Annotated in this window: 18 protein-coding genes; 4 read left to right on the forward strand and 14 right to left on the reverse strand. The window is 31.5% G+C overall.

The window, feature by feature from the left end; all coding sequences use genetic code 11:
* Nucleotides 1–25: 25 nt before the first annotated feature.
* Both sleB and ACREVX_RS12580 read right to left on the reverse strand, forming a co-directional pair.
* Nucleotides 26–694, reverse strand: a complete 669-nt coding sequence (gene sleB / locus ACREVX_RS12575) for a spore cortex-lytic enzyme (RefSeq protein WP_431544567.1) — start codon at nucleotides 692–694, stop codon at nucleotides 26–28.
* Between the two features lie 178 nt (nucleotides 695–872).
* Nucleotides 873–2,135 carry a magnesium transporter gene (locus tag ACREVX_RS12580; RefSeq protein ID WP_431544521.1) on the reverse strand — a complete coding sequence of 421 codons (1,263 nt, stop codon included), beginning with the start codon at nucleotides 2,133–2,135 and terminating at the stop codon, nucleotides 873–875.
* Between the two features lie 498 nt (nucleotides 2,136–2,633).
* Here ACREVX_RS12580 and ACREVX_RS12585 point away from each other — a divergent pair, with 498 nt between their 5' ends.
* Nucleotides 2,634–4,622 (forward strand): YgiQ family radical SAM protein, encoded by a 1,989-nt coding sequence (locus tag ACREVX_RS12585; protein ID WP_431544568.1) that lies wholly within the window; start codon nucleotides 2,634–2,636, stop codon nucleotides 4,620–4,622.
* Between the two features lie 52 nt (nucleotides 4,623–4,674).
* On the opposite strand, the gene ACREVX_RS12590 is transcribed toward ACREVX_RS12585, so the two are convergent.
* The 3 genes from ACREVX_RS12590 to ACREVX_RS12600 form a co-directional block, all read right to left on the reverse strand.
* Nucleotides 4,675–5,334 (reverse strand): hypothetical protein, encoded by a 660-nt coding sequence (locus ACREVX_RS12590; protein ID WP_431544522.1) that lies wholly within the window; start codon nucleotides 5,332–5,334, stop codon nucleotides 4,675–4,677.
* Between the two features lie 66 nt (nucleotides 5,335–5,400).
* The gene (locus ACREVX_RS12595) at nucleotides 5,401–6,288 is read right to left on the reverse strand and encodes a YegS/Rv2252/BmrU family lipid kinase (protein ID WP_431544523.1); all 888 of its coding nucleotides are present in this window, start codon (nucleotides 6,286–6,288) and stop codon (nucleotides 5,401–5,403) included.
* Nucleotides 6,289–6,415: 127 nt separating this feature from the next.
* Nucleotides 6,416–6,847 (reverse strand): CBS domain-containing protein, encoded by a 432-nt coding sequence (locus ACREVX_RS12600; protein WP_431544524.1) that lies wholly within the window; start codon nucleotides 6,845–6,847, stop codon nucleotides 6,416–6,418.
* Nucleotides 6,848–7,107: 260 nt separating this feature from the next.
* On the opposite strand from ACREVX_RS12600, the gene pssA reads away from it, so the two are divergent.
* Nucleotides 7,108–7,620, forward strand: coding sequence for a CDP-diacylglycerol--serine O-phosphatidyltransferase (gene pssA, locus ACREVX_RS12605; protein WP_431544525.1), 513 nt, complete (start codon nucleotides 7,108–7,110; stop codon nucleotides 7,618–7,620).
* A gap of 15 nt (nucleotides 7,621–7,635) precedes the next feature.
* Here the strand turns inward: pssA and ACREVX_RS12610 are convergent, their stop codons facing one another.
* The 6 genes from ACREVX_RS12610 to hypA all read right to left on the reverse strand — a co-directional run bounded on the left by ACREVX_RS12610 (nucleotide 7,636) and on the right by hypA (nucleotide 12,191).
* On the reverse strand, nucleotides 7,636–8,070 hold the full coding sequence (locus ACREVX_RS12610) for a hydrogenase maturation protease (protein ID WP_431544526.1): 435 nt from the start codon (nucleotides 8,068–8,070) through the stop codon (nucleotides 7,636–7,638).
* A 50-nt stretch (nucleotides 8,071–8,120) separates the two neighbouring features.
* Nucleotides 8,121–8,786 (reverse strand): hydrogenase nickel incorporation protein HypB, encoded by a 666-nt coding sequence (hypB, locus tag ACREVX_RS12615; protein ID WP_431544527.1) that lies wholly within the window; start codon nucleotides 8,784–8,786, stop codon nucleotides 8,121–8,123.
* Between the two features lie 56 nt (nucleotides 8,787–8,842).
* Nucleotides 8,843–10,243, reverse strand: a complete 1,401-nt coding sequence (locus ACREVX_RS12620) for a nickel-dependent hydrogenase large subunit (RefSeq protein WP_431544529.1) — start codon at nucleotides 10,241–10,243, stop codon at nucleotides 8,843–8,845.
* 67 nt (nucleotides 10,244–10,310) lie between these two features.
* Entirely contained in the window at nucleotides 10,311–11,144 is an 834-nt protein-coding gene (locus ACREVX_RS12625; RefSeq protein WP_431544530.1) for a hydrogenase small subunit, read from the reverse strand.
* A gap of 45 nt (nucleotides 11,145–11,189) precedes the next feature.
* Complete coding sequence (gene hypB / locus ACREVX_RS12630) at nucleotides 11,190–11,846, reverse strand: hydrogenase nickel incorporation protein HypB (RefSeq protein WP_431544532.1); 657 nt, start codon at nucleotides 11,844–11,846, stop codon at nucleotides 11,190–11,192.
* Between the two features lie 3 nt (nucleotides 11,847–11,849).
* Nucleotides 11,850–12,191: a hydrogenase maturation nickel metallochaperone HypA gene (gene hypA, locus ACREVX_RS12635; RefSeq protein WP_431544534.1), complete on the reverse strand. Its 342-nt coding sequence runs from the start codon at nucleotides 12,189–12,191 to the stop codon at nucleotides 11,850–11,852.
* Nucleotides 12,192–12,426: 235 nt separating this feature from the next.
* On the opposite strand from hypA, the gene ACREVX_RS12640 reads away from it, so the two are divergent.
* Together ACREVX_RS12640 and ACREVX_RS12645 are read left to right on the forward strand one after the other, a co-directional pair.
* On the forward strand, nucleotides 12,427–14,169 hold the full coding sequence (locus ACREVX_RS12640) for an ABC transporter ATP-binding protein (RefSeq protein ID WP_431544535.1): 1,743 nt from the start codon (nucleotides 12,427–12,429) through the stop codon (nucleotides 14,167–14,169).
* Nucleotides 14,159–15,904 carry an ABC transporter ATP-binding protein gene (locus ACREVX_RS12645; RefSeq protein ID WP_431544536.1) on the forward strand — a complete coding sequence of 582 codons (1,746 nt, stop codon included), beginning with the start codon at nucleotides 14,159–14,161 and terminating at the stop codon, nucleotides 15,902–15,904. Before ACREVX_RS12640 ends, ACREVX_RS12645 begins: the two co-directional genes overlap by 11 nt.
* 3 nt (nucleotides 15,905–15,907) lie before the next feature.
* Here ACREVX_RS12645 and hypE read toward each other — a convergent pair whose 3' ends face one another.
* The 3 genes from hypE to ACREVX_RS12660 are packed head-to-tail and all read right to left on the reverse strand — an operon-like array spanning nucleotide 15,908 to nucleotide 18,278.
* Nucleotides 15,908–16,915, reverse strand: coding sequence for a hydrogenase expression/formation protein HypE (hypE, locus tag ACREVX_RS12650; protein ID WP_431544537.1), 1,008 nt, complete (start codon nucleotides 16,913–16,915; stop codon nucleotides 15,908–15,910).
* Nucleotides 16,916–16,975: 60 nt separating this feature from the next.
* Complete coding sequence (hypD, locus tag ACREVX_RS12655) at nucleotides 16,976–18,067, reverse strand: hydrogenase formation protein HypD (protein ID WP_431544539.1); 1,092 nt, start codon at nucleotides 18,065–18,067, stop codon at nucleotides 16,976–16,978.
* Complete coding sequence (locus ACREVX_RS12660) at nucleotides 18,054–18,278, reverse strand: HypC/HybG/HupF family hydrogenase formation chaperone (protein WP_431544569.1); 225 nt, start codon at nucleotides 18,276–18,278, stop codon at nucleotides 18,054–18,056. Before ACREVX_RS12660 ends, hypD begins: the two co-directional genes overlap by 14 nt.
* Nucleotides 18,279–18,310 lie beyond the last annotated feature (32 nt).

Here is an 18,310-nt window from a genome sequence, read left to right on the forward strand (position 1 = left end):
ATTTTCTACTCCATTTTTTATTTAATTAGTTACAAAATCTATGTTTACCAATTACTTTTATTAATTCACGTGACCATATCCACTTATTAGTACTTGTTGCAGGATTAAAATAGAACACAGCCCCTCCAGAAGGGTCCCATCCATTTAATGCATCTCTTGCAGCTCTTATTGAGTTTTCTGCCATTACTGCATGGATTTGTCCATCGACTATAGCTGTAAACGCTCCTGGTTGGTAAATCACTCCTGCTATTGTAGACGGAAATCTTGCATCTCTTGTTCTGTTTAAAATTGTTGCTCCAACAGCTACCTGACCTTCATAAGGTTCCCCTCTTGCCTCACCATTTATAAGCCTTGCTACTAAATCTACATCTTTACTATTAGCTGTATTTTTACTAGAGGTCTCTCCTCCAGAATCCGGAGTATCCTGGATACCCATGGCTGCTAGTGTTGACTTACCTACAATCCCGTCTGATGTTAATCCGTTGCTTCTTTGAAAGGATTTAACAGAAAGATATGTATTGTAACCAAATATTCCATCAACGCTATACTTATAATATCCCCAATTTTTTAATCTAGTTTGAATCTCTTTAACTTGTTCACCTCTTGACCCATGTTTATAAACCTGCGCTATAGCGTTTCTACTTGAAATGTTAAAGTAAACTTCACCTGTAAAATATGTTATTAAAATTATCATAACAATAGCGCAACATCTTTTGAGTAAGTGTTTTCTAATTTTCAAATGTATTCCTCCTTAGATAAAAATATAAACACTATTAACAATATTAGTTTGCGCATAATTCCAAAAAAAATACACTATGCTACTATAATCTATTTTAGTAACACAGTGTATTTATATAATTCTTATATAAGCTTTATATTATTTTTTTAAGTTTTCTTTTCCATCTAGGAGATAATAATTCTTCAATTATATCATTCATGATTACTATTCCACATAATTTTTCTTCATCATCAACTACAGGCAGAGATATTAAATCATATTTAAGTGCTAACTCAACAGCTTCCTCAATATCCTGATAATCCTTTATTTTAATTACTTTCTCATCCATAATATCTTTCAACTTTTGCGTTGGAGACGATAGAACTAAATTTCTTAGGGAAATGGATCCTTGAAGTTTTTCATCTTCATCTACAATATAAATATAATGTATTACTTCGTCTTCTGGTTGAAGCTCCCTTAGAATCTCTATGGTTTCACTAGCTGTAATATTAAATTTAAAAGATATAAAATCTTTATTCATTATACTACCAACAACTTCTTCTTCATAATCCATAAGGTCTCTAATTTCCGCTTCATCATCCTTGTTAAAATTCATAAGAATTTTTTCTGCGTCTTCTTCCTTCATTTCATCTAAAATATCTGCAATTTCATCATTAGGCATTTCATCTAAAATTTCTTGAGCTCGCAAATTATTTATACTGCTTAAAATATCGGCTTGAACTTCAGGTTGCAACGCTTCTAATGTGTGTGCAGCCATTTCTTTGTCAAGACTTTCAAATATTTTATTTCTGGCGGATGTATCTAACCCCTCTAAAATATCTGCAAGATCTGCTGGATGAAGTTTTGTTAATTTTCCATATGGCTCCGTTAATTTTAAACTATGATCTACCATTTCAAGTGACTGAACACTTTCCCATGTAATACTATTTTCTCGCGGTTTTTTACCTAAAATATCATAAAAAGCTCGTATTATTCCATCAAGTTTATATTTCCTAGTAGCTGCAATAATACCCGATTCTACGGCCACAACCCTTATCTCTCCGCCTACCTTATTCATAGTTAGATCATTAACTTTAACCACTTTCTTGCCATTCACATCAACTATTTGTTTGTTCAACAAATGTTTAGATAAAAGATAAGAAAATTTCCTAGGAATTATATCCCTGACTCCTTTAACTCTTATAGTCATTTTTTTATCATCTTTACATATTTCAATTGTTTTAAATTCGTAATTGAAAATTTCACTTGCTTTCTTAATTTTATACCCTATAACTCTTGGATATCCCTGCTCAGTAGTAACATAAATATCAAATAACCTACCGATATTGTCGTCGAATTCATCATACACATTTTGATTTAGTATTTTGCTTAAAAAAAACTCTGAAATTTTTTCCATAGATATCCCTCCCATTATGCAGAGAAATATCAAAGTATAACTTTAACCAACTAATTTATAATGGCTACCTATCTATATTAATTTCTATTAAAGAAACTCTCTCTGCATATTATTTAATTTTTGAATTAATATTGACCTTCTAATTCGAGGGCCATTTTCCATTTATTTTCACCACCTATTTTTTTCCCTTGCTTAACAGTATATTTTACATTTTGTATTTTTTATTAAAACCAAAAAAATTCTTTCTATATAATTATATTATATAAACTTCAGATTGCAACCAAAAAAGAGAAATTCAATTAGATTTCTACATTTAAATTTCAAAATTTTATAACAAATATATAATAAACAAGCTATAATAAACAAGAAATATAAACTTTTATAGTTCATATTTATCAGTAGATATGTTAATATTAATAAATACGGTTAACGCAAAACATTGAACTTTATTTCAACTAGTGAACCTAGGTTCAACTAGTCTTTCAGGAGGATTATATGATAGTAAACAAGCAATTTTTACCCATTAGCATGAATGATTTAAAAGAAAGAAATATATCTCAATTAGATTTTATAATAATTACGGGGGATGCATACATAGACCATCCATCCTTTGGAACTGCTATAATTGGAAGAACCCTAGAACATGAAGGCTTTAGCGTTGGTATTATAGCACAGCCCAATTGGGAAAATGCGGATGATTTTAGAAGACTTGGAAAACCTAAATATGCGTTTATAATAAATTCAGGCAACATAGATTCTATGGTTAATCATTATACCGCTGCAAAGAAAAAGAGACACACTGATCTTTATTCACCTGGTGGCGAATCAGGTCATAGACCTGATAGGGCTATAATTGTGTATTGTAATAGAGCAAGGGAAGCTTTTAAAAATGTTCCAATTGTAATTGGTGGTATAGAAGCAAGTCTTAGACGCTTTGCGCATTACGATTATTGGGATAATAAAGTAAGAAGAAGTTTATTAATTGATGCTAAAGCAGATTTATTAATTTATGGTATGGGAGAAAGAACTATAGTTGAAATGGCTAATCTTTTCAAATATGGCATGAAGATAGATAAAATGACTAGTCTGCTTGGAACAGTTTATGCAACAAAAGACATTAGTAAGCTTAAGGATTTCGTAGAGGTCTCTTCTTTTGAAGAAGTCTCCACAGATAAAAAGGCCTATGCCCAAAGTTATAAATTGCAATCTTTAGAGCAAGATGATATAAGAGGGAAAACAGTAGTTCAAAAGCATAATGATCGATATATAGTTCAAAATGCTCCTCAAATTTCTTTAACTCAAAAGGAAATGGATATAACTTATGGTTTACCTTACACTAGAACTTACCATCCTATATATGAAGCTAAAGGTGGTATTCCTGCAATAATTGAAGTTGAATTCTCTATAACCAGCCATAGAGGTTGTTTTGGTAGCTGTTCGTTTTGCGCCCTAACATTTCATCAGGGTAGAGTTATTCAAAATAGGAGCCAAGATTCAATAATAGATGAAGCGAAGCTTCTAACTACTTTAAAGAATTTCAAAGGATACATCCATGATATTGGCGGGCCTACAGCAAACTTTAGACATAGGGCTTGCAAGATTCAGGAAAAAGTTGGTGTGTGCCGTGATAAACAATGTATGTTCCCAGCGCCCTGCAAAAATCTTATTATCGACCACACTGAATATCTGGATTTATTAAGAAAAGTTAGAGTCATTCCAAACATTAAAAAAGTTTTCATTCGTTCTGGAATAAGATATGACTATTTAATTTATGATAAAAATCCTAAGTTTTTTGAAGAACTATGTGAACATCATATTAGTGGTCAATTAAAAGTGGCACCTGAACACATAAGTGACAAGGTACTGGACCAGATGGGCAAATCAAAACAAGAAATTTTTGATCGTTTTGTTAAAAAGTATAATGAAACAAATAAAAATTTAGATAAAAATCAATTTTTAGTTCCTTACTTTATGTCAAGCCACCCTGGTTGCGACCTTAAGGAATCAATCAAATTGTCAGAATATATAAAAGAAATGGGATATACTCCAGAACAAGTTCAAGATTTTTACCCAACACCTGGCAGTTTATCAACTACAATATTTTATACTGGGTTTAATCCTTTCACAGGGGAGAAGGTTTATGTACCAACAGATCAAAAGGAAAAAAATATGCAAAGAGCTCTTATGCAATTTAAAAATCCAGATAACTATAACATTGTAAAAGAAGCGTTAATAAAAGCTCATAGAGAAGATTTAATTGGTTTTGATAAAAAGTCATTAATACCACCAAGACCTATTAAGTCAAATGCTAAATTTTCTAAGAGAAAGAGATCTAAAGTATCCTCCTCAAAGTCCTCACCTGAAACCTCTGTGAAGACCGATGTTAATAGTAATTTGAAACCAACTTCAAAGTCATCAACCAAATCATATGCTAAAAGCAGACCTAAATCTAGTACAAAACATAGCCCTAGAACAAGACAAGGGTAAACGTAAAAAAACATATACGGCTATAGATTAACCTATAGCCGTATATGTTTTTTTAGTGCCTCGCTTTTTTATGACTTCGTTTTTTAAATTTTATTAACCCATAATTCACAGTTATAATCCAAGAAATATCTCCTAGTAATAACCATGCAAAATCTGAATTTACGGAAGTTAAAATCACCGATACTAATGTAACGCAGGAAGATATTATTATAAATAAAGCGCCTAGTTTGCTGGAATAAGTTTTATAAAAAAGCTCTATACCCCTAATTATAAAAATAGAATTTACTATAACAAGCGTTACATAATAATAATCTTTAAATTGTAATTCTATAGTGTATCCACAAATGTTTGATATATTGATATTGGCAGATGATTTGTACACCCCAACTCCATAGGCTATACACAAAATGCTACAGATAACTAAAAGTCTCATAAGTTTAATTTTATTATTTTTGGCAAATATAAAAATTGATATAACACCAAATATTGGTAGACACAAAATATTTGTATTTATACCAAATTTTAATAAATATAAGTAGTTCTGATTATTTACTACAAACAGAATTACTAAAGATATGTATCTAGCACTCATCATAATTAAAGCTATAAGACTAATGATCTGAATTTTTTTAGGCGCATAAAACATACTAGATATTATGCCTTGATACAATAATAAAAACATTATTAACAGTAGTAAAAAATATATACTCACTAATATACTCTCCCTAAAATTGTTACTGTTAATATTTATTAATTTATCCTTGTAAATATGCTTATATTATTTTATTTTAGTTCCTAATATAGATAATCCAGCTTTTTCACATGCTATAGTAAGTGGAAAATCCGGTCCTCTTTCCCCATCTATATCTGTAACAATATCTTCAAAACATTCTATTTCTAATTTATTAGTTTTAAAATAAACAATACCCTCTATATTTTCTATGTGCTCATTTCGTAGCATTTTGATAAAAATGCTTAAAATATTTTTCATAACTCCAGCTTTAATTATAATTACATCTAAAAGTCCATCATCCACTTTGGCATTATATGCAAACTTTAAATTTCCTGCAGTTTGTCCATTAAACACTAACATCAAATACATATCTCCATTAAAAAAAACTTCATCAGAGTTAACTTTTATTCTCAATCTTCTGAAATTAGGTAATTGTTCTATTCCCTTTACATAATACGCCAACTTACCTATAGTATTTTTTAAATTTGTATCCATATTTTGAGATATATCCGTAAATAAACCTGTACTTGCTACATTTATAAAATATTTATCATTTATTTTACCCAGGTCCACCTTTTTTACTTTACTAGTTAATATTTGATTACAAGCTTCTTCAATATCATGGGACATTCCTATGTAATTCGCAAAATCATTTGCAGTACCTGTTGGAAGAATTGCTATAGGTAAATCAATATTCCTTTTTTTCATCTCATTAACTACACTATCTACTGTACCATCTCCACCAGCTATTAAGACATATTTGTAACCTTTATCAACACCCTCAAAAGCATCTGAAATAGGGTATTCGTTGCATATTCTATATGGAACTATTGTATGTTTATATTTTTGATGAATCATTATTATAGTATCTAAATCTGATGCTATAGTGTTTTCTCCAGAATATGGATTGTAAATAAATTTCACCTTATTCATAACATTCTCTCCTATTTCCCGTTTAAATAATTATTTACGGTCATGTAATATTATTGCATTATTCTGTACATTATACCTCTTTAAAAATAAATCCACAAGATTGACTTTCTTGTGGATTTTTACATAATTAGATACTACGTTGGGATGGGATGGAAATTTCCCCAAGTGCATCTATTGTCTCTTCTCGAAGGTTTGGTTCTAATACTAAGTCTCCAAGTGAAACCATTCCTACTAACTTATCACTTTGAGTTATTGGTAATCTTCTTATCTGCCTTTCACTCATAATTCTAACAGCATCATTAACATCTATATTTTCATCGCAAGCTACTGGATTTGAAGTCATAATACCACGAACAGTTTGCGTTTTTATATCCATGCCTTCCGCTGCGCACCTAAGTATTATATCCCTATCTGTTACAATTCCTATTATCCCTCTATCTTCTGCGTTTACAGGAATTGATCCTATATTATACTGTTTCATAAGCTCAGCTGCATGCTGCACTGTATCATCTACTGATAAACTTATGACTTCTTTAGTCATAATTTCAGAAACTTTCATTTTATAATCCTCCTCTTTATTTCTTAATTTTAAATAAAAATTATTTATTGTTTTTATTTTATCCAAAAATAAAAATTAATATTAATATTTCTTTTATTTTGCCTATTATTTTTCTATAATCCCCAGAAAATAAAAAATATTTCTGTATACTTAAATATTGATGTAAAATGATGTATACTTAGGATAATGCTTTATAAAATATCTGTTAATATTATATTTAATTTTTTAATGAAATTTTATTACTTTAGGAGTGATGTTTAGTGAATAAGTCTTCAATACCAAATATTCTTACTTTTGGCAATTTAGTTTTCGGTTTATTGTCCTTATTAATGACTTTTCAAGCTAATTATAAATTATCTGCGGTCTTTATATTATTAGCTGCCCTTATGGATAGGTATGATGGCCAATTAGCACGTTTTCTAAAAGTATCTAGTGACATCGGAAAAGAATTAGATTCATTAGCTGACTTAGTATCTTTTGGCGTTGCACCTTCATTGCTAATGTTTAATTTGCATGATTTGATATCTTTAGGTTATTTAGGTTATATTTGTTTTTTGATTTACCCTGTAGCTGGTGCATATAGACTCGCGAGGTACAATAATTCTGAATTTAATAATGTTTACTCAGGTATCCCTATCACTTTGGCCGGAATGGTTATAGCACTTTATGCCTTAGTAACTTTAAATTCGCCTAATAATTTCCCACTTACTATTATTATAATGCTTGCTCTTTCTTACCTTATGATTAGTAAATTTAAAATTAAAAAAGTATGATAAATGCACTGGAATCTATAAAATAAAGTTCAATATTTTTTTAGATATATATTCTATTTTTCCTTGTAAGATATAGCTTAACCCTATATTTATATCTAGATTTGCAATTTCTATTCCTATAAAATAACCTTTAATATCGAGTTTATACATGTTAATTAACTCTAATAAACCCAAAGAATGAATAGATTTACTCTGCCATCCAATTTTTTTTATATCATCTAAACTTTTAAAAGTTACAGTACCTGGCAAGTTCCCATAATATGTTGAATCGATAATATAAAATGTATCTACTTCATTTAATTTTGAGAAACAAAATTCTACATCTGTTTCTCCTATAATACCCTCTATATCATTATCCTCTAAAATATTTTCTATTTTTTCTAAAATTATAACTGCCACTGCATCATCCATCATTAATCTATTACCTATAGCAATAACTTTTTTACCCATATTACCCACCCTTTTAAATAAAAAAATCCTGTTATAAACAGGATTTTTATTTAATAATTATTTACCTTTTTTCGTGCCTCATCCAAAATCCATTGACTTAATTCATCTATTCCTTCATTTAACCTACATGATGCTAAAAAAATTTTAGACTTATCATTTATTAATTTAATATCTTTGTAAAATTCTTCTTTATCAAAGCTCGTAACATTAATTAAATCAATTTTATTTAGAATTATAGCTGTGCTTTTTTCAAACATCAGTGGATATTTTAAAATCTTGTCATTACCTTGATCCACACTAAGAATAGAAACCTTTATATCCTCACCTATTTCAAATTCTGCAGGCGACGTTAAGCACCCCACATTCTCTATAACAATAAGATCTATCTCCCTTAAATCAAAGTTTAATGATGCCTCTCTTACCATTCCTCCGTCTAAATAGCAAGGCCCTACAGTATTAATTTGTACCACTGGAACTCCCATAACTTCAATCCTTTGTGCATCTTTAGTTGTATATATATCCCCTTCAATTACCGCCATATTTAATTTATCTTTAAGCTTTGGGATTAACTTTTCAAGTATAGATGTTTTACCAGACCCTGGAGCGCTCATTAAATTTATAACAAAGATACCTTCTTCATCGAAAAGATTTTTATTTTCATCATGGATTTCCTCATTAGTATTTATCATATTAATATTGATTTTAGCTAAACTCATTTTGCTATTCTCCTTTTATTGTATATGAATATAGCCCACATACTTTTTAAAATGTCTTAATTAATATTTATATAATAAGGCTCACCGTACTGCGTATTAACATGGGTAGCGCACGATATGCAAGGATCAAAAGACCTCACTATTCTACCTATCTCCACAGGACTTTTAATATTTTGAATTTCAGTGCCAATAAGAGCACTCTCAAGAGGCCCATGTCTACCAAGCTCATCTATTGGTGAAAGGTTCCAAGCAGTAGGTGTAACTATATCGCAATTCTTTATAACACCTTTTTCTATAGTAATCCAGTGCCCGAGAGCTCCACGCACAGCATCACAAAGCCCTATTCCATATGCACTATCTGGAATTATATATTTCTCCTGAACTGCTGGTATAGGTTCTATTTCATCAAGTATTATAAGCATTTTTTCACATATCTTCTTCCCCTCTAGAACCCTCGCCATAAGCCTATCCATAGTGGATATACTATTTCTATAGCAACCTGATAAAATCATACGAGCAAGTGGACCAACCTGCATAACCTGACCTTTATACCTAGGTGCTTTGATAAATGTATAAGCTTTCGGTTTTTTAATATCTGTTTCAGATGGTTGATTTGATGGAACTTCACTAGGTTTAGAATCTTTATACCAAGAAAATGTGGAGCTCTCTGTTATTGCTTTTGGGTCTAAAGCAGCTTGTTTACCATCAATATAACTTGATGGCAAAACATACTGCATTTCTTTATTAGGAAAATCATTAAATAGTCCATAGGTTAATAGATTTTTTGTACCACCGCCAATTTTAAAATACTCAGGATAATAATTTGCTATAGTATTTATGTCATAAACCATATTTTCGCACATAAATTCACTGATAGAATGAAGTATTGATTTAAGTCTTATAATTTTAGAAGCATCCATATTTGCAGTGGTTCCACCAACAAATACGCCATGATTGTGGGGTACTTTACCTCCTATAAGCGCTATAATTTCATGAGCCTTACGACTACATTCTATCGCCTTTATATAATCTTCATTTATTTTTTTTGTGTCATTCTTTGAAAGTCTAAAATCGCAACCTGGATTTCCCGGTGCTTGTGTTATATCTACATAATCCGGAAATACAAAGATACAAATTTGCCTAATAATGTTTTGAAGAAACTCAGCTCCATTTGCAAAATTTCTTATTTTTACTCCATTCGCATTTGGTACTACCTTTAACGCATCCTCTAGTGCTAAACTTGCTACCAGGCCATGCGTTGTGGAACATATGCCACATATTCTTTGCGTAAAATACACAGCATCTAATGGTTCCCTCCCTACTAACATTTTTTCAAACCCTCTAAACTGTATACCACTGCTTTTAGCATCTACTATCTTATTTTTTTTAATATCTACTTCTATACTTAAAGGTCCCATAATTCTAGTTATAGGGTCTATAGTTATTTTTGTAGTCACCACAATCACCTCACATATTGATAAATTTGAAATATTGATTATCATAAGCCTCTAGTTTGTAATCTATTTAATATTTAACAAAAGGCTCAGTACCATCAGGGAAAAATTCACTAGCACAGCCTATACAAGGAGTATTTGCCTCTACTGGCCAATTAATTCTCGAATTCCATAATCCAAGTGGGCAATAAGCTTTTGTAATAGGACCCTTGCATCCAACCTTTATCATGCATTCTTTTTCACCTAGTTTTCCTGCAAATACTTTATTATCAAAATATGAGCGTCTTGGGCAATTAGTATGATTGCTTTCTTTAAAAAATATTATTGGTCGACCTTTTTCATCTATTTCAACCTTCTTGTGAAGAATAATACTAGCTATAGTTCCCATTACCCACAAAGGGTTAGCAGGGCATCCCGGAATATTTATTACGTCACGTCCAAGGAACTTTCCTAAACTTAAGCACTCAGTTGGATTAGGTCTCGCTGCCGATATCCCCCCAAATGAAGCACAAGTTCCAATAGCTATTATTGCCTTTGCCTTTTGGGCTGCTAACTTAATAGCCTCCGCTGTAGATATTCGCGTGCCTTTATAGGTTGCAAATATATTATAAAAACCATCATCTATAGTAGTTATAGCACCTTCTACTCCTAATATAAAGTCAGTATTTAAAACCTCTAGGAATCTTTCATAGGCAGCTTCGCCTTCGTCTTGCATAAGACTAGGGCTAAATTTTAAATCAACCATTTCTTTTTGGAAATAAAGAACATCCGGCTCATCTGCATTAAGAAAAGAGATTATATCTCCCATGCACCCATTAGCCTCTATCCATACAAAGTTTATTTTTTTCGTAGAACCCCTATGGATTTCATCTATGGCATTTTTTATAAGTTTTCTTTCATGCAAAATATCCCCTCCTAAGCTCTAAAATATTATCTATTTATTTAACCTTTATTTTTTATCTTGTATTTTTTTCATTAACCACGAACATATTTCGTCTATACCTTGATTTTTAACACATGAAGTTTCAAATGTTTTAACATTAGCATTTAAAGACTTTATATCTTTATAAAACTCTTTTTTATTAAAGTCAGTAAATTCTATTAAGTCCAGCTTATTCAAAATAATAACACTACTTTTTTCAAACATAAGTGGATATTTAAGTGGTTTATCATTACCTTCTGTGGTACTTAAGACACAAATTTTTATATCCTCGCCAATTTCAAATTCTGCAGGGCAAACTAGGTTACCTACATTTTCAATTACTAGCAGATCAGTTTTATCAAGAGGTAATGTTTTCAATGCATTTTTTATCATATCTGCATCAAGGTGACAAGCCCCTCCTGTGTTTATCTGGACCACTGGAACTCCTTGTGCCTCTATTCTCATAGCATCTTTCGTAGTATAAATATCTCCTTCAATTACAGCAATATTTATATCATTTTTAAGTTTAGCTATTATTCGCTCAAGCAGCGAAGTCTTACCCGAACCAGGTGAGCTCATTAAATTTATTACATAAATACCCTTATCATCTAGTAATTTTTTATTTATTAAAGTTATCTCATCATTTCTTTGAAGAATGTTCATAACTATCTTTATTTCACTCATATTTTAATCTCCTTCTATAGTATTTACATAAAGCTCATATCCACTTATAATTTTCAAGCAAAACTTATTACAAATTGGGCAAAGTTTATTAAAATGATCTATTTTGAATTTGTGTTTGCAATCAGTGCATTCAGCTACTGCCTCGACTTTCTCTATTTCTAAAGTTGAACCTTCAAGCAGTGTATCCACTGTGCATATATCAAATGCAAAGTTTAAACATTCTGCCATAAGACCTGATAACTCCCCTATTTTTAAGGATACCTTATTAACCTTAGTTAATTTATTTTCAATTGCTTTGTCTGTTACTATTTCAATTACACTCTGGATTATTGAAACTTCATGCATATTTATCTCCTAATTATTTTATAATTCTATCTTTATAATATATATGTGAAGTATTTCATTAAAATGTTTTTTTGCATGTTTCTTCATATTTTTTATTATATATTCATAAGGTTAAAATAGGATTAAAAAACCTTATGTTCAGTTGATATATCTACTATATTTTGATATTATTTATATGTAAATTATATTAATGAAGTGAAGTTATTACCTATAGATATAGGAGATGTGAATTATTATGGTTAAACTTACTGTTAAGCCTATGAAAAATCCAAATAAAATTATTAACTACTGGAAAAAAGAAAAATTTGTTGTAGCAATTATTGTTATATTCGGCTTAACCTTTAACAGTGCAACGATCCTTGGACCAATTTATCAGGGTAAGTTAATAGATTCAATTATTAGAGGTTACGATTTACCCTCTGTAGTAAAACTGGCCATTACTTTTGTAGCTCTTATAGCCATAATTCAATTGATGCGCTACTTTAAGCGTTTTTACATAAGACGATTTGCCAATAGTACAAGTGCTACCATGAGGCTTATGATATACAATAACATAATGCATAAAAACATCGAAAAGTTAGATAAAGAAAATATGGGGGATTTAATGACTAGGGCCATTTCTGATGTTGACCTATGCGTTGAAGGTATGCGTAAATTTACCACAGAGATATTTGATACTGGAGTCCTTATGACTTCCTATTTCATATCAATGCTTTTTTATGATGTGAAAATAACTGTTCTATCTAGCCTATTTATTCCCGTTGCCATGATACTTGCTGAAAAACTAAAAAAAATTATTTATAAGTACACTATCGCCTATCGCAGCAAAAGCAGCTATGTGGCTAGTATTACCTATGATACCATTGAAAATGCTATGCTTTATCGTGCAAACGGCATGGAAGATCAGAATCTAGCCAGGTATAATGTAGAACTTACAGATTTGCAAAATAAAGCTATTAAAGCCAATATTCTAGAAAATTCAATGCAACCAATTTATAATGTTATTGCAATGATCGGAATAATCACGGTAATTTACCTTGGAGCTACGAAGGTAATTAATGGTGGATGGACTGTAGGTAACTTTTCTACTTATCTTATTATGTTCACGACTATGGCAACTAAGGCAAGTAAAGCAGCCAATTTATTTAATTCTGTGCAAAAATCTCGAATATCATGGAAACGTATTAAACCCTATCTCACTTTTTACCAAAGCAAAACTACCACAACCTGCATTAATATGGATAATACAAAAATCTCAATAAACAATTTTAGTTTTCGTTATCCAGATGGTAAAGACAATATAATTGAAAATATCAGCTTTGATGCAGTTCAAGGACAAATCATAGGTATCACTGGCTACATTGCCTCTGGTAAATCTACACTTGGGCTATCCCTGCTTGGACTCTATCCTTATATTGGTAGCGTTATGATAGATGGCAAGGAACTTAAAAACTACTCTGAATATGAGCGAAGTCAGATGATTTCTTATCTCGGTCATAATCCTCAATTACTAACTGACACCATTTATAACAACATAACTCTTGGAAATGATCAAAATATTTCTTCAGTTTTAAAGGATGTTTGCTTCCAAGCTGATTTATCATCAATGCCTCTTGGAGAAAACACATTAGTTGGCAACAGTGGAACTCGCCTAAGTGGTGGCCAACAAGCAAGAATATCACTTGCAAGAACGCTTTTAAATAAAAGCAAAATTATAATTCTAGATGACCCATTTTCCGCAGTCGATATGAAAACAGAAGAGGAAATTATTAAAAATATTAAAAATAATTATAAAAAAAGTTTAATTATACTAATTTCACACCGCTTAGCTATTTTTAGTCAAATTAACCATATTGTTTTTCTAAACAAAGATAAAACAGTAGGTTATGGTTCGCATAATGAACTAATGAACAGCTCTGAGGTTTATAAGTCAATATATAATCTACAAACTACTGGGGGTGATAATTATGAGAAGTAGCTTAGTAAAAAGTTCCCTTATTAAAGTTATTAAGAAAAACATAAAAACTGATATATTATTGATTTTTTCTATTTGTGGCGTTGTTATAGCAAGTTTAATTCCTCCTCAAATTTTAAAATATATTGTGGATCATATCCTTGTACCAAAAGTCAGTGATAAACTGCTAAACTTAGCACTTATTTATATGGGGGTACTACTCTTTATTGGTGTCTTTGATTTTATGAAAAATGCTGTACTTACCATTTTAGGCCAAAAAATAACCAAAGAAATTCGGCTTGAAATGATGGAAAAGTTAAAGAGAATAAATGCCATGTTCTTTTCCTCAAATCCAACTGGTGCAGTTGTTTCAAGGTTTACCAATGATGTAGATGCCATAAGTTCCATGTTTACAAGTGGAATTATTGGAATGATGATTGACTGCCTCAAAGTTGTAGGAATTGTTGTTTCTATCTGGACATTCAGTACAAAGCTTGGAATCTCCACTTTACTGTTACTGCCTATTATTTATGCGCTTACTCGGATTTTTCAAAAGAAAATGCTGAAGGCTCAAACAGAAAATAGAATTATAGTTGGCAAGGTAAATAATCATATCTCAGAAAGTTTAAAGAATGTACAGATGATTAAGTCCTACAGTAAAGAGCTTTACATGGAAAACAACTATTCAAAGTATTTACTAGATAACTACAAAACCGTAGAGAAAGTAAATTTCTATGATTCTATATTCTCTCCAATCATCCAACTTACTCGTGCTTTGGTAATTGGTTTTATTGTAATACTATCCTCTAGGCAGCTAAACTACTTGGGTATATCACTAGGTATGGTCGCCGCATCTATTGAGTTAATCTCTAATTTATTTACACCTATAGAAAATCTTGGTATGGAGCTTCAAAACATTCAGCAGGCAGTATCAGGTATCCATAGAGTAAATGACTTTTATAACGTGCCCGAGGACCAAACCACGTGTAGCAAGCTTAAAGCGGAAGATATTATTCCAAACCCTGCGGATATAAGACTATCCTTTAATGATGTATCTTTTCAATATGAAAAAGATGCTGATATTTTAAAAAATATTAGCCTTCATTTAAATCCTCAGGAAAAAGTTACTTTTGTAGGCAGAACAGGTGTTGGAAAATCAACATTATTCAAACTTGCTATGGGATTTTTAAAACCCTCTAATGGAAGTGTCACCATAAATGGAATTGATGTTTATAACATATCAAACTCTGAAAAGCGTAAAATGTTTGGATATGTTAACCAAAGCTTTCATATGATAACCGGAACAGTTGCAGATCAAATTAGTTTGTTAGATGAGAACATTAAAAAACAGCAAATTGAAAATGCACTAGAATTTGTAGGCCTAACTGATTATGTAGTGACTCTCGAAAATGGTATTGATACTCAGGTAAATAGCGATTCGCTTTTTTCACAAGGTCAAAAGCAGCTTCTTGCAATTGCAAGAGCAATAGTTACAGATCCCCCCATACTACTACTTGACGAAATCACTGCAAATCTTGATTCTATTACAGAAAGAAATTTTATATCAGTACTTCAAAAGGCAAGCCAGACTCACACAATATTATCTATAACTCACAGGTTATCATCTATGATCGACTGTGACACCGTTGCTATTTTAGAAGATGGCATGGTCAAAAATGTGTGCTCGCCTGAAATGCTTTTGAAAAATGATGACTACTATCGAAGTCACAATGAACTTGAAAAATTGAAATGGAGCTAGAATTCAGCATATTCTTGGAAGCTGAATTCCAGATGGCATATCAACTAGTCTTTTTCCACCTACTACTGTGTTTAAATAAACCTTATTCCCTAGTTCCCTAGTAACTTCTCCGATAATTGTAGCCTCAAGGCCCAGTGGATGTTTTTTCATTGCATTAAGCACCTTTTGCGCATATGCCTCTGGTACAAAAGCACAAAGTTTTCCTTCATTAGCAATATATAATGGATCAAGTCCAAGCATTTCGGTGGCTCCTTTTACTTCTTCTTTAAGTGGTAAATTATTTTCTTCAAGGGCTATAGTTACATTGCTAGATTCACTAATTTCATTAAGCACTGCTGCTACGCCGCCTCTTGTAGCATCACGAATAACATGAATTCCCGGGTATGCTTCAATCATCGAGTCTACTAAAGAATTAAGACAGGCGCAATCACTTTTTAAATTCCCTTCAAGCCCCAGTTTATTTCGCTCACACATTATAGTCATTCCATGGTCTCCGAGTGTGCCATTTACTATTACTACATCTCCAACCTTTGCATTGGCACAATTAATATTGACATTTTCATAAATCCTACCAATACCAGAAGTGTTAATGAAAATCCCATCAACATTACCTTTTTCTACAACTTTTGTGTCTCCTGCTACAATTTTCACCCCTGCCTTACTTGCTTCTTCTGCCATTGATTTTACAATTTGTTCTAATTTTTCAATAGAGAAGCCTTCTTCAATAATAAAAGCGCTGGTTAGGTAAAGGGGTTTTGCACCACTTACAGCTATATCATTTACAGTTCCGCAAACTGCTAATTTACCGATATTACCGCCATTAAAGAATATTGGATTAACTACAAAAGAATCCGTAGTAAAAGCAAGTCTTTTAAAATCTATATCTACTTGGGCTGCATCATTCATCTGATTTAAAATATCATTATTAAAGTATTTTAAAAATATATCATTAATTAATATATTAGATTGTAGTCCTCCGCTTCCGTGACTTAATGTTATAACGTCGTTCATTTGTAACCCCTCCTGTATTCCTTATAAGTACATAACAATTATCAATTGTTATGCCTCCTGCTATATAGCGTCTTTGTTATATCTATAATATGCTGCGCAGGTACCTTCCGATGAAACCATGCATGATCCAACTGGGTTTTCTGGTGTGCAGAGTTTTTTATAAAGTGGACAATCTGTTGGTTTAATTTTCCCCTTAAGTATTTCTCCACATTTGCAGCCAGGACTTCCATCATATTCTTCATATTCTATTTTAAAATGCTTAAGTGCATCAAAGTCTTCATATTCACTATTGAATTCCAAGCCACTTTTAGGTATTATTCCAAGTCCTCTCCAACTACTATCCACAATATTAAAAGTTTTTTCTAAATATTCTAAAGCATGAGGGTTGCCCTCAGTTTTAACTATTCTTTTATATTCATTACAAATTCTATAGTTCTTTTTGCTTATTAAGTTTACTAATGTATTTAACCCTTGGAGTATATCTATAGGCTCAAACCCTGTCGCTACTCCTGGAATGTTATAATCCTCACTTAAAAATTCAAAGGGCTTCGTGCCTATAATAGCACAAACATGCCCGGGTAATAAAAAGCCGTCTATTTTTAAATCTTTATCTTGAACTAAAGCTTCCATAACTGGTGGGACAATTTTGTGTGCAGTAAAGAAAAATAAATTTTTTATGTTATTTTTTTTAGCCTCGACAGCAGTAACCGCAGTCATAGGAGCAGTAGTTTCAAAACCTACTGATAAAAACACTACCTTTTTAGAAGGGTTTTGTGAAGCCATATTAAGGCAATCCATTGGTGAGTATACTATTCTTACGTCAACGCCTTCTGCCTTTGCCTTGCTCAGTGAACCCTTTTTTCCAGGAATCCGCATCATATCCCCAAATGTTGCAATAATCACATCCTCTTTTACGCTCAGAGTTATTGCTGCATCTATATAACTCTGAGGTGTAACGCACACAGGACAACCTGGACCTGATATCAAATTTATGTTTGAAGGAAGTACGTCCCTAATACCATATCTAAATATAGCCATAGTATGTGTACCACAAACTTCCATAATATTCATCTTTTCACTAGAAATATTATTTAACTTTTCAACCAGTTTTTTTGAGTATTCATTGTTTCTAAATTCATCAACAAATTTCATTTTGGCTAAGCTCCTTTAAAATATCTAAAGTTATTTTTGCTTCATCTTCATCTATCATTTGTATTGCACAACCTGCATGTACAAGTACATATTCATTAACAACTGCTTCTGGCACGAGATGCATAAAGACTTCTCTTTTCATGTTCCCGACCTCGACTATTCCTTTATTCCCTTCTATTCTTAAAACTTTCCCTGGAATTGCTAGACACATTTTTTCTCCTCCTTTTTCTTCTTTCATTTAAA

It is taken from the genome of Clostridium sp. (assembly GCF_050717545.1).
Taxonomy (GTDB): Bacteria; Bacillota; Clostridia; order Clostridiales; family Clostridiaceae; genus Clostridium_AD.

Excerpts from the sequence above, each read along its gene's own strand:
- hypA (WP_431544534.1), bottom strand. The coding sequence starts at position 12,191 with ATGCATGAAGTTTCAATAATCCAGAGTGTAATTGAAATAGTAACAGAC.
- hypE (WP_431544537.1), bottom strand. The coding sequence starts at position 16,915 with ATGAACGACGTTATAACATTAAGTCACGGAAGCGGAGGACTACAATCT.
- hypB (WP_431544532.1), bottom strand. The coding sequence starts at position 11,846 with ATGAGTGAAATAAAGATAGTTATGAACATTCTTCAAAGAAATGATGAG.
- sleB (WP_431544567.1), bottom strand. The coding sequence starts at position 694 with ATGATAATTTTAATAACATATTTTACAGGTGAAGTTTACTTTAACATT.
- ACREVX_RS12660 (WP_431544569.1), bottom strand. The coding sequence starts at position 18,278 with ATGTGTCTAGCAATTCCAGGGAAAGTTTTAAGAATAGAAGGGAATAAA.
- ACREVX_RS12580 (WP_431544521.1), bottom strand. The coding sequence starts at position 2,135 with ATGGAAAAAATTTCAGAGTTTTTTTTAAGCAAAATACTAAATCAAAAT.
- ACREVX_RS12595 (WP_431544523.1), bottom strand. The coding sequence starts at position 6,288 with ATGAATAAGGTGAAATTTATTTACAATCCATATTCTGGAGAAAACACT.
- ACREVX_RS12645 (WP_431544536.1), top strand. The coding sequence starts at position 14,159 with ATGAGAAGTAGCTTAGTAAAAAGTTCCCTTATTAAAGTTATTAAGAAA.
- ACREVX_RS12610 (WP_431544526.1), bottom strand. The coding sequence starts at position 8,070 with ATGGGTAAAAAAGTTATTGCTATAGGTAATAGATTAATGATGGATGAT.
- ACREVX_RS12640 (WP_431544535.1), top strand. The coding sequence starts at position 12,427 with ATGGTTAAACTTACTGTTAAGCCTATGAAAAATCCAAATAAAATTATT.
- hypD (WP_431544539.1), bottom strand. The coding sequence starts at position 18,067 with ATGAAATTTGTTGATGAATTTAGAAACAATGAATACTCAAAAAAACTG.
- hypB (WP_431544527.1), bottom strand. The coding sequence starts at position 8,786 with ATGAGTTTAGCTAAAATCAATATTAATATGATAAATACTAATGAGGAA.
- ACREVX_RS12600 (WP_431544524.1), bottom strand. The coding sequence starts at position 6,847 with ATGAAAGTTTCTGAAATTATGACTAAAGAAGTCATAAGTTTATCAGTA.